Source organism: Vibrio sp. 10N.237.312.B06 (genome assembly GCF_041464685.1).
GTDB classification, from domain to species: Bacteria; Pseudomonadota; Gammaproteobacteria; order Enterobacterales; family Vibrionaceae; genus Vibrio; species Vibrio tasmaniensis_A.
On the sequence record NZ_JBFSPI010000023.1, the window covers coordinates 1 to 13,082 of the forward strand.

Sequence of the window (13,082 nt, forward strand, 5' to 3'; positions counted from 1 at the left end):
GTTCAACACTTGGGATTTAGTGTTGGCTACGCAACACCTTAATCCTTATTCGTTATGACTTTCCGTCTAACGAAGAGCTCTTTTTGTTTGATGACTTCTGAGCAAAAGTCGACAAAAAGCATCAATACTAGAAATAGAGGTGTTCTTCAGGTTAAGGCTGAAATATGTAGCCTTCACCAGTAATGGTAATGATTAGGCCATCCCCGAATAGTGATCTGATCTCAGATATCGCAACAATCACTGACGAGTTAGTGACTGACCCATTCTCCCAGCCAATCTTCTTCAATTGCCCGACACTGAACAATTTCCCTCGGTTTTGATTCATAAACAGAATGATCTTACGATACGCTAAAGGCATGGTAGCGAGAACATAGCCATTTTCAACATTGCGAATAAGTTTGGTGTCGAGTTCAACTATTTTTCCGTTGAGTTCAAGTATTACGTTCTGTTCAGAGTGGTGAGTATCTATTACAGGATAGGCGTCCATTTTTATACAGTTCCCTTACGATATAGCCAGCAACAAAGTTAAATTCAGTCATTTTTGTATAACGTCGCTTATAAGTGGACGTTTAAAATCGAAGATAATGAAAGCAGCGTATACGGTAAAGAGATTAAATTTTTATTATTAATATATGAACAGGATATCAATAAAGGGTAATTAATCCTCCAGTACATAACCTTCGTTGGAAACCGTTTTTATACAACGACAGTCTAAGATCCTTCTTATCTCGTAGATCGCAACCAGAACTGACGCAGATGTCACGGCTTTACCCGCCCAACCTACACGCTTCAAAACTCGCTTACTGATCACATGTCCTTTATTTTGATACAAGTAAAAAAGAACCTTACGATGAGGCTCTGAAAGCGTCCCTATTATCGAGCCACACTCCTGCTTTCGGACGATCCTCGTATCAGATTGAAACTCTTTTTTATTCAGAACCCACTTAGACGGAAGTTTAAAATCGTCTACGTGATCCGCTATTTTTTGTATGGATTCCTCACGTTTCATAAGCAGTCGTCTTTTAAAATATTTCCAACATTATCGAATGGTACAAAAATACTAAATTGATAGATCACTTAATACCGTACATTTACTGCAAAATTGATCTTATGGAATTGTTCTAAGAAACGAATTTTTAGTGGACAACCAACTCTACCCGGGAAGTCGATGGCTTTTACGGTATTGGCTTGGAGATAAACCAAAATGCTTTTTAAAGCGATGTGAGAAGTTATAAGGATCTTTGTAACCCAAGCGGTTGGCAATCATCGACACCGACCAATCTTGGTATTTTAACAAACTGGTCGCTTTATCCATTCTTAGTTGAATCAACTTGCTGCGTGGTGATAGGTCGAAGAGCGTCTTGGTAACTCGATTAAGCTGCTCTTCGCTGATAAACACCCTTTGAGCCATACCAGCTACTGTCCATGGTTGATGCAGACTACTTTCAATTTCATTATAGAGCGCTTGAACACGAGCGGTGGTGCTTGTTGATTTAGGTTCAAAACCCGTCAACGTTCGGACTATTTCACTCAAGAGTAACTTACGGTAACTGGCTCGGCCCCCTATCTCAAAGTAAACCAAGTTCATTAATGACCAGATCTGCTCACACTCTCCAAAAGGCACAATCCCCTGACCTAAACTTGCTATGTGTTGCCACTGCTTAGTATCGGGGGTCAACATCCACGCCATTTTCCAATAGTTATATTGCGGATCGAGTTCAAAACGAAATGGGGTTCCGGCAGGAAGAACCACCAGCGTATACGGTGTAATCGCTTGTACTGATGTCGTGGTTGTTAGAATGCCGCCACCTTCCATAGTGAAAATCAACGTATGAACATTAACGGATTCTCGCTCAACCCAATAACCATCGTATAGTTTTGCCATACCGCCCATATAGACACCAAAGCTTTTCATCTCTGGGATATCTTCAACGGTCAAAAAACGTTCTTTGCAATGTTCCGCGAGAAAAACATCATCTTGCCACGTTGATTTAGGCTCCATGGCATCAATGACGGATTCGCACAGGTTTTGTTGTTTTTTAAACATGTTGTTACTTCGCTCAAATCACTATAGTTCTGCCATAAATCGGAGAGCTTATGACAACTAACATCAACCCTAACTCATCTATGAATAACAAGCCAGAGAGCATATTACCTCGTATCGTTAAACTTGGTTTACCTGTAGCTTTGCAAAGTGCGCTGGTTGCTATTCTTGCCCTTGCTGACGTCTTGATGGTCAGTGATTTTGGTATGGAAGCAGCAGCCGCTGTGGGAATTGCATCAAAATGGCACTTCGTTGCTATTATGATTATGGCAGGGTTGGCCTCAGCAAACGGTACATTAGTCGCTCAATACTGGGGAAAGAATGACCGAAAAAGCGCACGAACAGTATCATCCATCGCGATGGTGTTTGGTTTAAAAGTTCTGCTGCCTGTTACAGCAATCATCACTCTTGGTTCTCAGTTTTTAATGATGTTGCAAACTAGCGATCAAACCGTGATTGAGCTTGGAGCGACTTACCTATGGTATGGGTTCCCTGTTCTACTTCTAACTCACATTGTTGTAGTGGTAGAAGCAAGCATGCGCTCATCAGGTGACACCGTAACTCCACTATTGTTAGGTGGTATTACTATTGCACTCAACATTGCGCTTAACTTCGTTCTAATTAAAGGGGCTTTCGGCATTCCAGCAATGGGCGTTGCAGGTGCTGCATTGGCGACAACCTTAGCGCGATTGATTCAAGTAGGCTTAATGTATAGCTACATGCGTGTGCGTAAACACTGGCTGCTAACCACCCCAAGCTCACCACACCGTCCATCACTGTGGCTTTCTTACCGTCGTATTGCGTTGCCGCTAACGATGAATGCCGTGTTGTGGGCAATGGGCACAATGGCATATCAAATGATCTTTGGTCACATGGGCACGACTGAACTTGCGGTGTTCTCGATGCTCGCGCCGTTCGAATCGCTGTGTTACTCGATCTTCTTTGGTATCTCCGTAGCGTGTTCAGTATTGCTTGGCCATTCGCTGGGCCGTGATGAATTTGATGACGCGATGAGCATGGGTCTAACATTCATTAAAGCCGTCGTTGGCTTTGGCGCTGTCGTTGGCTTGCTACTGTTTATGGGTAAAGAGCATGTACTATCATGGTTAAACCTTTCTACAGATGCATTGTACCCGCTTGCTTCGCCAGCAATGATGATCATGTGTTTTGCAGTGGTGATTCGTATGCTCAACATGGTGATCATTAACGGTATTATTCGTGCTGGTGGTGATAACGCTTTTTGCTTGCGAATGGATTTCATCGCGATGTGGATGGTGGGCATTCCAGTGTGTGTTTACGGCGCGTTTGTCGCTGGATGGGATTTCAAATACATCTATGGCCTGATGTTGGTTGAAGAAGTGGTGAAACTGGCAATATGCTCGCACCGTTACTTGAGCCGACGCTGGATCAACAATCTCACAGTGACCTACGACGAGCCTCAAGCGGCGTAGCTTTATACTTAAAGTATGCCTTCTGATAATGCAGTTAGCAGAAACACAAAAGGTCTGAGCAATCAGACCTTTTTCGTTTCTTCTGCGACCAATCTAAAGCACCAGTTACTTCTTGTTCATTCGGATATGGCGATTAGACACATTCGGCAGTGGCTTCTCTGGCACTTTACGTTTCTCATGAATCAAATGTCGTATTGCTAAAATCGGATGCTTAAGTAGCATTCTTGGCCCTGCATAGCGCATCACTAAACGCATCTGCTCTTTCGGGTCAGGCTTATAACAATGAATCGGACACTTATTACAGGTCGGCTTTGCTTCGCCATAAGGGCATCTATCAAGTCGTGTCTCTGCATAACGCAACAGTTGCTCACACTCTTCACATAACGCGTTATTCTGACGAACCGCACCGTGGTGATCTTTGCAGTAGATGTGTACCATCGCAATAACGGTTTTGTACTCCGTTGCGAGTTCGCCTTGTAGAATGTTGTTATGTTGGAACATGATTAATTACCTAATGAGAGACCGTACAGGTTGAGTTCTAGATCTAAAATGATTATCCTCCACCGCATAAACTAAATACAAGGCTATGCAGCAATGAACCGTAAGAAAAAAATCAATCAAATTCTAAAGAAAAGACAGAAACAGGCGAATTCTAAACTGCATGGTAGCAACAAGCCTCGCTATATTTCTAAAGCTGATCGCGCAAAAATGGAAGCTGAAGAGCAAGCGAAAGCCACTCTAGAACAAGCAGAAGGATCTGTAGAAGCTGGTATCGAAACTGAAGAGACAAAAGCTGCAGAGTAAGCTTTTGACTCACTAGATACTCTTGCTCAGCGCTCAGATCAGAGCCTGTAGACAAGAACAAAAAAAGCAGCCTCTATTTGGGCTGCTTTTTTGATCCTACCGTATTAACCTAGCAACTTAGCGATTCAATTAACCTTTGAATGGTTTAACTTCCCAGCGTGCGAACGGCGCTTTTGCATTAATCCCTGCTCTTCCCCAGCGGTCTACCGAGTCAACAACAAGAATTCGCTCATTAGGCACCAATGACTTAATCAAAGTCGTCGGCTTTTTCGCTGTCACTAACCATAGCGCATCGTCTTCTGAAAACATCGCTTTGAGCTTCGCTTTATCTTGCTCTGTCCATTCCAGTTCAGCTTTGAACATACGTTCTTCAACAAACAGTTGGCTGCCAGAAGCAAAATCTTCCAAGCTTTCTGAAAGCAACAATACTGAATCTACATCGTTATCCAATAATACCGCTTGTTGCTTGTTGCTTGTTAATCAGTTCACGAACATCAAGCATCACACGCTGCAAATTACGATCAATCGTCTCTGCTTGCGCTGGCCACAATAACTTAAAGTCGTCAGCCACGATAGCGGCCATTCGCGTTAGATTGGTTGGATTTAACCAAGCATACTTAGACACATCACCACTCGATAACGTCAACGCAGCGACACCTTGTGCTCGTGGAGTAATCGCTTGAGCCGCATCCACCTCTACCAAACGGATGTTACCCTGCCTTGCGTATACAAATGTAGGATCCGCTTGCCAAATAGATGACAGTGTTAATGCAACGGTCGCCTTCTCTCCTGACTTAAGCACCTTGCTTTCACCCTTAGTGCCAAACCAGTTAGGTAAGCGATCAATGCCGTAACGTTTTGGTGGTAGGTATTCAGTGGTAATGTCAGTGCCTTTGGTTAGCTCTGTTGCCAATGCATAAGTCACAGGTGTGCTCGTTAAGATATCTTCTGCATTAGCGTTCAGTGACACCACAGATCCAGCCATTAACACACTACCAAGTACACCCACTTGAGCCGCTGTTTTTACTGAGCTTGAAATACGATTCATCAAAGGAGTCATGGTTATGCCTTTCTTATAATTCGGTATAGCGTTGCCGCTAGGAAAAACGTTGCAGAAACGATGATTATTGAAGCGCCTGACGGCACAGGCAGTTTAAGTTCCATCGGTAATACCGTTCCGACTAAACATGCAATGGTTGCCAGCAACGCAGAAAGCAAAACAAAGCTCCCCATGCGTTTAGTCAACAATCGCGCCGTAGCACCCGGAATCAATAATAACGCACCAACCAAAACAGCACCCACGATCTTCACCGCAGCAATCGTCACCAAAGTAATCATCATCACAAACAGGTAGTCATAGAAGCTGGTGTTATAGCCGCGCACATTGGCAATATCCGGGCTAATACAAGTGAGAAGAATACGGTTGAACGTCGGTATCAAGAGCAAAATGATGAGCGCGCAGCTGCCTGCGAGAATTGCTAAATCTTGGTCTGTTACCGTGAGAATCGAGCCAAATAACACGTTCTCAAGCATGTGGATATTGATCTTACGCGCCACGTACATCAGCAATGCCGCACCTACTGCCAATGCTAGCGCTAGAAAAACACCGACTAAGGTATCGTATGGCACATTGGTTCTGTTTCTTACAAAGTGAAGAAGCAAAGCGAAGATCATACAGAAGCTAAACAAGCCAATAATTGGGTTTTCTGGTGGCTCACCAAGCAAAACACCAATGGCAATACCGGTTAATGCTGCGTGACCTACCGCTTCAGAGAAGAATGCCAGACGCTTTGCAATGACCAAAGTACCAAGGCCACCTAATAACGGGCCAAGTAACAATGCGGCAACCAGTGCGTTCACCATAAACGCATACATGAAGCTGTCTGATAACCAACCCGCTTCAACGCCACTAGTGGCAAGTTGTCGTAACCACTCCATTACGCAACCTCCTTCGATTTGGGGATGGCAGATCCACTGCTATAGTGCTGAAACAGACGCTCGATTTTAGTAGGGTGTAGTACTTGTTCATGTGGACCACTATCCACCAAGAATCGATTCACAACATGTACATTCGCTTCAAGGCGACGCACTGCGGTTACATCATGGTGAACGGCAAGAATCGTACGGCCTTCATCAACACATTCACGAACTAGCGATTCTAAATAACGAACGCCCTGCTCATCCATGCCAGTCGTAGGTTCATCCAACACCAATAGGCTTGGGTTATCCAATAAGGCTTGAGCAAACAACACACGTTGCTGCTCGCCACCCGACAATTGACCCATACGGCGGTCGCTACGAGTCGCCATTCCCACACGGTCGAGTTGCGCTAATGCAAGATCCAATTGCTTAGACTTACGACGCCAAAACAGTGGAATTCGAGTTTGGTTAAGCAGGACGAAATCCATTACCGTCAGAGGTAAGCTCGATTCGAAGGTCGCTTTCTGAGGAACGTAACCAATGCTTGGCTTTTCTGGCCAATGAATGTTGATTTGCCCAGAGAAAGGCGTCAAACCAAGAACTGAACGTAGCAAAGAGGTTTTGCCACCGCCGTTTGGCCCCATGATCACATGGCACTCACCCGCTTTAAGATCTAGCGTGATATCATCAAGAATCACGTTGTTGTCGTATTGCAGACCGAGTTGGTTGATTGAAATCGATGGACCTTGCATTACGCCTTCCCGCTTTTAGTCTGGTTAGCCGCAGCAAATTTCATGGCTTCGATTAACGTTTCTAAGTTCTTCTTCATCTCAACTTCTACCTTATCGTCTTGATACTCACCGTGCGTCATGTGAGAGAAACGATAAAGCTGAACGCCTGTTTCTGCTTCAATCGTGTCAACAAAGCGGTTTGGCATGTTTAGCTCGTAGAACAGAACATCAATGCCTGATGCGCGGATTTTCTCGATCGTATCTTGCAGTTGGCTCGCACTTGGTTCAACACCGTGTGCAGGCTCAATCACCGCCGCAACATCCACACCAAACTCTTGAAGGATATAGCCATAAGCATTGTGCGTGGTCGCCACTTTCATACCTGATGTATCGACTTCACCTAATGACAACATCGCATCACGCTTCATAAAGCGAAATTGCTTGGCGTACTTACGTGCATTCTTACGATAAAAAGCTGCATTGTTTGGATCGAGTTTAGAAACTTCACTCGCGATGGTGTACACCTTTTGGATTGTTGTAGAAAGTCCAACAAACGTATGTGGGTTCACCGCGCCTTGGCCAACAGACTGGCCTAATGCAGGAAGTAGAGGTACTTCTTTGTTCGCTTCAATAACCATTAAATCATCACGTTGCGCAGCTGAAATGACTTTTAATGCGAAGTCATCGTGGCCAATACCGTTTACGACGATTGCATCCATCTGGCTCAATCGCTTCAAGTCATTCGGTTGTGGCAAGTAGTTATGCGGGTTAAAGCCAGCATCAACCAAAGGAAGGATGTTCACTTTGTCACCTACCACTGCTTTTACGTAGCTATAGTAAGGCTGTAGGGTAATACCTATCGTCAACTTGTCGCTGTCGATAGTGTATTCTTTTGCCAATGCATTGGGTGTCGATAGCACCGCCATTAACGACATCAATAGAGTCATGAATCGCATAGTAAATCTCTTATTATTTGTGAACTTATGGTCAATGAGCTGATTAGTCCGTAAGCTTTTTGATTTTGTGAACATCTTCTTTTTGAACATATTGCTGATGAGAACCTAAAGTTTGAAACATTGCTTAATGAGAAGCAGCGTCATGTTGTTCAGATACTTCTGACTCGTTCACCACCAGTTTCCAGCCTGCGGATTCCAATGTGTTTTCATCAAATTGAGTAGGTTGGCTTGCGACACCACCAAAGAAAATCCAGATTTCCGGAGAAACACTGTTCGCGTTCAAAACAAAGGAGTCCGCGAAGCCATGAGTGTTTGGCGTAGCTTGTTCGTTTGGTGTAGCGTATTCACTTGGCGTAGAGAAGTAATAACCACGCTCGTCCAATAACCAAGTATGAGAACCTTTGCGCTTCCAACTCTGGTCTTCAACAAAAGGCGCGACCCATTCGTCTTTCAGCGACACAACGCTTGGCCATTCGCCGTCTAAGTCCATGCGAAGATCTCGAATCTCTTCATGAGCCAAACGGAGTTCTGACAGCATCGCCAAGTTTTCTTGCTCAACATCAGTCACTAAGACTTGGTGATCAAGGGTCACTTCGATATGAGATTCTGCTTGATTAAACGGAATAGCAACCGTCGCAAAACAAAAGATGAATATAATGATTAGGCCAACCCACTTGCCCTCTCTTCCGCCTGTGTCAGCGCGTACACTTTGAATCATCATTTTTCTTTGATCTCTACAACGTCGACTTCAACAGGAAACTCGTGACCTGAATCAAACACAAGGTAAAACTCAGTGTTTGGGTTTAGAAATTCGACAATAGAGCGTTTATCCGTCATCTCTTTCGCTATCAAGTTATCTTCGTAGTCGTACATCGCGACTGCGTAATCTATCGCTTTACTACCATCAGAGTAACCCGCCTCACAGGCAACCGTTTTGCCTTCAAACCAACAGCTCATCAATGGAAAGTGTGCTTGCGCAGGTAATGCCGCTAAACCAAGCCCCAGAGCCAAGCACGGGGCAATTATGGTGTTTGCTTTTATTGTTATTTTCGTCGTTCGTACCCTCGCCACGTTACAAATTTTCAGTGGTATACTGACCGTTAAAGGGCTCTAATGAGCCCTTGTCTTTTTTATCTAATAATCAGGAGCTTTCTCCCGATAAAACCGACTATTGAAGCAATGCTTCGAACGTCAGATGCACATTCGTACTTGCTTTGTCTGCCAGTGGGTTGTCAACCAACTCACCTTTGTAGTTCGCTTTCATTACGTAACGACCCGCTACGTCTGGAGTAAACGTGATTTCACCGTTTTCATCGCTCACTACATCAATCTGCTCTTGGTGATTGCGGTAAAGCGTACCTTCACGAGTAATTTCTGCTTTCACGTCTTTCTGGATTTCACCGTTGTAGAAGAATTGGAATGTCACCGGTTCGCCTTCAACGATGTCTGAAGGGTGTGTAACAGGCTTCATTTCAAGAAGCTTGCCTTCAATTTTGAAAACTGAATCCGTTGGCTTGCCTACTGTGATGTAACTTTCTGCGCGAGTGAAACCAACTTGAGTTACCACGTCACGTGATTTTTCAGGTAATAAGGCATCACGCTCAGCTTTAGTCGCTTTAATCCATTTTACTGTGTTACGACGACCCGCTTTGTACTGTGTCCAGTACGTTGGTTCGTTGTTGATTGCTACTTTGTGTGTACCTTCTTCCTCAAAATAGAAATCAAACATTGAGCGACGCTTGCCTTTTACAACGAAGTTAGGACGCTCGTTACGGCCATCAGGCATGATAACGAATGCTTTATCACTTCCTGCTGGCTTATCAAAAACAAACGTACCGTGGGATGCCGTCACATCAAATGTTAACCAGTCACCACCTTCTTTAGAAACGGTGAAATGAGAAGGCAAAACCCAACGAGGGTGAGCTTGCGCAGTCGTCGTTGCAGCTAGACCGAACGCCATTACACCTGCAAGAGCAAGCGCCTTTATTTTTGTCTGTTTCATCATGTTCAATTCCATTATTTGTAATCTTTAACCGTGTCGCTCGATGGCGCCTACGATTCCCAATCTTTGTTTTTGCTGTCGCTTGTAAAGCACAGCTTGTGTTATCCGACGTGCTAATTATTTTGCAATGTAGCTCAAGATAATTTTCCCCGTCTCTTCCGTTGCTTTTAATTCATAAGAGGCGTTTGAATCTGTCAGTGATACTTTTTGGCGAAGGTAGTTACGGCCACCGTGTTCACGCACGACTTCGACATGCACTGTGTACTCACCTTGTTCAAGGGTTTCACCGCTGTCACTCTTGCCATCCCAAACGAAACGATATTGACCAGCTGGGCGTGTTGCAGAAGTCACAGCATCAACAAGTTCACGATCGTAACGGCCAACTTTTCTCCACCAACTGCGTAAGTCTTTTAGCCATTCGTCTTTACCGACCCAAAGCTCAATGGTTTTCACTGACTTTCGTTCACTGTTTTCTACCCACACCGCCACGTAAGGACGCGCATACATAGAGGTATCAATCTTGGGCAACTCTAAATTCACATCCAATTTCGCCGTATCAGGAATCGCTTGTGCCATTCCAAGGCTAGGTAAAAGAGACAAAGCCAAAAGAGCCTTACTCCAATTCATTTTTTTCATGTTTAACAACCTTTTAAATCCGTTTAACCTTTAGTTCGTTCTTCGAGCTGATTCATCAAGCAGACTCATCAACCTAATGGAGGGTTAAGGTACGGCGACAAAATAGATAGCAAGTGAGATTGCAGACCCAAATACCGTCCATTTAATGGAGGTATTGAGCGTTTTTTTCTTAGGTAACAGTAAGCACACGCCAGTCAGTACAAAGAAGATCATCAGTAGCGCAGTGATATCGATAAACCATTTCCACACTTCACCGCTATTACGGCCTTTGTGTAGGTCATTCAACAATGCGATAACGCCATAATTCGTTGTTTCGACTTCCACCATTTCAGAAGTCACATCGACAAACACAGAAGCGTTGTAGCCCGGTCCTTTGAAGTCCATAGACACTTCACCGATGAGTAACTCACCGTCTTCAATCTCTGCGTAGATGTCTAACCCCGAAGGAACGCCAGATAGGTTTGCTTCTTCAAATAAAAACTTTTCAAAAGCAGACTCGTCGGCTTTCAGTCGACCGTCTTGGACCGTAAACAAACTCGTGGGAAGCGTTAGCGTAGAGCGTTGGATATTGGGTTGGCTTGATTCGAACAGCTCAGGGCGATTAAGGGTAATACCTGTCACTGAAAAGAAGAGAACAACAAACAACAGTGCCATTGAAATATAAACATGAAGTCGACGAGCCCATGATTGAACCGCCCTACTTTTTAACGACATACAAACCAATACCTATAGATTTTATGGCGACAATTTAGTTGATAATCATTCGTATTGGCATTCAATTTACATTATTTACGTTATCCATAATGTAAGTGGCCGAGTTACAAGTTATTACAGAACGCTCCTAAGAATACCGTTAATGTATTAAGCAACATTTGCTTAGATAAGGGTCATCATAAAAAGTTTATTGCTAGGGGTAACCATTCTTCTACTGTCTGCTTGTAATTCAAATTCAAGCTCGAGTTCACCTAAATCCACGACACCGACGGCCGTTGCTAGCGTTGAAAATGTGGCTGACAAAGCGATGATCAAGCAGATCGGAGCGTACATGAAATTGAATTACTGGGATGGATATAATTACGCCAAAAGACCCCACTACCTGATTCGTGTCAATGCTAAAGATGAGCCTATAAATGCATTCATTATTAATCCTCAGTCAGTTCTAAAAAGTGCGACCAAGATCAGTTCAGCAGAATCTGGTGGTATGAAAATCTATGAATACAACAAGGAAATGCATAGTGCCGTAACTAAGATAAACAACGGTTCAAATAACCTGTACACCTTCGACTTACTTATTGATGGTCACAAATACTACGCACAAAAATACACGGATGCAGTCGCTAACAATCAACACCCATTTACCAATGACCTTTTATTTGCGCCTCATGAGGTATTCCACATCTATCAAACCTCTTGGGCGAACAAAAGCAATTGGCGACAGGACGTTGACAATTACCCTACAACCAAAAGCATTATCCAAGACGAGTTAATACTCACCGAGCTGTTTGATGGACTACCTAGAAAATTGACTAAGGTGGAAGCTCGTGAGCTGTTGAAACAATATGTGGCAATTAGGCAACGACAAATGCTTAACGACAATACATCGTTGGTTGAGAACATGGCCCTAGCACAAGAACGCATAGAAGGCTCGGCAGAATACATCACCGTCTTAACAGCCAGAAAAGTATATAAAAACAATAGCTTGAGCTTCGATAAAGGAAGAAGTTTTAGCTTGAATCTAAAAAATAAAAAAGACGTAAAGTGGCACTTTGGATTCTACGTTTTTTATAACAGTGGCGCCTCTGTCATTTATCTTTTAGACCAACTTGGTTACAAAATAGAACAACTGGAAAAAGCAATGTCGCCTTACGACGCTGCATTATCTGTTGTCGGGCATGATGTTGATGCATATCAACGAGCACTAAAATCAGTAGGCTCTAAAGTCGCTCAATTTGAAAAGGACGCAATAAAATACTCTTCACTGAGATAACTCAGTATGTCCACTCCGGTTCGTCGGTATGTCACGTTTTCAGACAAAGGTTGGGGGTTAAGCATGGCTAAGATAGAGATACTGCAATGGCGTGTTTACTAATTTAAATAACGCTGTTGTATATTTAGATATATGAATAATCATACTCACTAAAAAGGATTTTTAATGCGTATCTATATTCCCATTGCTATGATTTTTATCAGCGCTTGTACTAGTCAGATTGTTAGTACTGACGAACATATCGAGAGTTACATCGGTTCCAATATTACCGATGCGCAAGCTTTGTATTTAACGCCCCACTCTCAAGCCGTTACATTTTGGGAGTCACGCACATTTGCTTGGGTGGAAACTCAAACCTCACTCGAGAATGGTGAAATACAACATTCTTTCAAAAACCCCTATCGTGACTGCACCATTAACTGGATTGTAGACCAAAGTGGAGTGATCATTGCGGGATCACACAGTGGCGAGATGTGCAGCCTTTAACTTGAATTCTCTTTATCTTTATCTTTATCTTTATCTTTATCTTTATCTTTATCTTTATCTTTATC

16 protein-coding genes and 1 pseudogene are annotated in these 13,082 nt (G+C 43.5%); 4 read left to right on the forward strand and 13 right to left on the reverse strand.

The window, feature by feature from the left end; all coding sequences use genetic code 11:
* Positions 1-151: 151 nt before the first annotated feature.
* The 3 genes from AB6C75_RS08390 to AB6C75_RS08400 form a co-directional block, all read right to left on the reverse strand.
* Entirely contained in the window at positions 152-487 is a 336-nt protein-coding gene (locus AB6C75_RS08390) for a helix-turn-helix domain-containing protein (RefSeq protein WP_372107551.1), read from the reverse strand.
* Between the two features lie 171 nt (positions 488-658).
* Entirely contained in the window at positions 659-1,009 is a 351-nt protein-coding gene (locus AB6C75_RS08395) for a winged helix-turn-helix domain-containing protein (protein WP_017101884.1), read from the reverse strand.
* A 144-nt stretch (positions 1,010-1,153) separates the two neighbouring features.
* Positions 1,154-2,047, reverse strand: a complete 894-nt coding sequence (locus AB6C75_RS08400) for a helix-turn-helix domain-containing protein (RefSeq protein ID WP_372107552.1) — start codon at positions 2,045-2,047, stop codon at positions 1,154-1,156.
* Between the two features lie 50 nt (positions 2,048-2,097).
* Between AB6C75_RS08400 and AB6C75_RS08405 the strand changes: the two genes are divergently transcribed.
* Positions 2,098-3,495, forward strand: a complete 1,398-nt coding sequence (locus tag AB6C75_RS08405; protein WP_017097625.1) for an MATE family efflux transporter — start codon at positions 2,098-2,100, stop codon at positions 3,493-3,495.
* A 105-nt stretch (positions 3,496-3,600) separates the two neighbouring features.
* On the opposite strand, the gene AB6C75_RS08410 is transcribed toward AB6C75_RS08405, so the two are convergent.
* Positions 3,601-3,996 (reverse strand): nitrous oxide-stimulated promoter family protein, encoded by a 396-nt coding sequence (locus tag AB6C75_RS08410; RefSeq protein ID WP_065680040.1) that lies wholly within the window; start codon positions 3,994-3,996, stop codon positions 3,601-3,603.
* A 93-nt stretch (positions 3,997-4,089) separates the two neighbouring features.
* Here AB6C75_RS08410 and AB6C75_RS08415 point away from each other — a divergent pair, with 93 nt between their 5' ends.
* Positions 4,090-4,299, forward strand: coding sequence for a DUF2986 domain-containing protein (locus AB6C75_RS08415; RefSeq protein WP_135384378.1), 210 nt, complete (start codon positions 4,090-4,092; stop codon positions 4,297-4,299).
* Between the two features lie 129 nt (positions 4,300-4,428).
* On the opposite strand, the pseudogene AB6C75_RS08420 reads toward AB6C75_RS08415, so the two are convergent.
* The 9 genes and pseudogenes from AB6C75_RS08420 to AB6C75_RS08460 form a co-directional block, all read right to left on the reverse strand.
* A pseudogene (locus AB6C75_RS08420) lies at positions 4,429-5,359 on the reverse strand (ABC transporter substrate-binding protein).
* Positions 5,360-5,361: 2 nt separating this feature from the next.
* Positions 5,362-6,237, reverse strand: coding sequence for a metal ABC transporter permease (locus AB6C75_RS08425; RefSeq protein ID WP_372107553.1), 876 nt, complete (start codon positions 6,235-6,237; stop codon positions 5,362-5,364).
* On the reverse strand, positions 6,237-6,971 hold the full coding sequence (locus AB6C75_RS08430) for a metal ABC transporter ATP-binding protein (protein WP_372107554.1): 735 nt from the start codon (positions 6,969-6,971) through the stop codon (positions 6,237-6,239). Before AB6C75_RS08430 ends, AB6C75_RS08425 begins: the two co-directional genes overlap by 1 nt.
* Positions 6,971-7,906 carry a metal ABC transporter solute-binding protein, Zn/Mn family gene (locus AB6C75_RS08435; RefSeq protein ID WP_372107555.1) on the reverse strand — a complete coding sequence of 312 codons (936 nt, stop codon included), beginning with the start codon at positions 7,904-7,906 and terminating at the stop codon, positions 6,971-6,973. Before AB6C75_RS08435 ends, AB6C75_RS08430 begins: the two co-directional genes overlap by 1 nt.
* Before the next feature lie 124 nt (positions 7,907-8,030).
* A complete protein-coding gene (locus AB6C75_RS08440; RefSeq protein ID WP_372107556.1) occupies positions 8,031-8,627 on the reverse strand; it encodes a DUF6162 family protein in 597 nt (198 codons plus the stop codon).
* Positions 8,624-8,953 (reverse strand): hypothetical protein, encoded by a 330-nt coding sequence (locus tag AB6C75_RS08445; protein WP_372107576.1) that lies wholly within the window; start codon positions 8,951-8,953, stop codon positions 8,624-8,626. The genes AB6C75_RS08440 and AB6C75_RS08445 overlap by 4 nt, the downstream gene beginning before the upstream one ends.
* A gap of 121 nt (positions 8,954-9,074) precedes the next feature.
* On the reverse strand, positions 9,075-9,911 hold the full coding sequence (locus tag AB6C75_RS08450; RefSeq protein ID WP_372107557.1) for a DUF4198 domain-containing protein: 837 nt from the start codon (positions 9,909-9,911) through the stop codon (positions 9,075-9,077).
* A 114-nt stretch (positions 9,912-10,025) separates the two neighbouring features.
* A complete protein-coding gene (locus AB6C75_RS08455) occupies positions 10,026-10,544 on the reverse strand; it encodes a DUF2271 domain-containing protein (RefSeq protein WP_065680035.1) in 519 nt (172 codons plus the stop codon).
* Between the two features lie 84 nt (positions 10,545-10,628).
* On the reverse strand, positions 10,629-11,258 hold the full coding sequence (locus AB6C75_RS08460; protein ID WP_372107558.1) for a PepSY-associated TM helix domain-containing protein: 630 nt from the start codon (positions 11,256-11,258) through the stop codon (positions 10,629-10,631).
* 331 nt (positions 11,259-11,589) lie between these two features.
* On the opposite strand from AB6C75_RS08460, the gene AB6C75_RS08465 reads away from it, so the two are divergent.
* Both AB6C75_RS08465 and AB6C75_RS08470 read left to right on the forward strand, forming a co-directional pair.
* Entirely contained in the window at positions 11,590-12,531 is a 942-nt protein-coding gene (locus tag AB6C75_RS08465) for a hypothetical protein (protein ID WP_372107559.1), read from the forward strand.
* A 165-nt stretch (positions 12,532-12,696) separates the two neighbouring features.
* Complete coding sequence (locus tag AB6C75_RS08470; RefSeq protein WP_372107560.1) at positions 12,697-13,017, forward strand: hypothetical protein; 321 nt, start codon at positions 12,697-12,699, stop codon at positions 13,015-13,017.
* Positions 13,018-13,082: the final 65 nt, after the last annotated feature.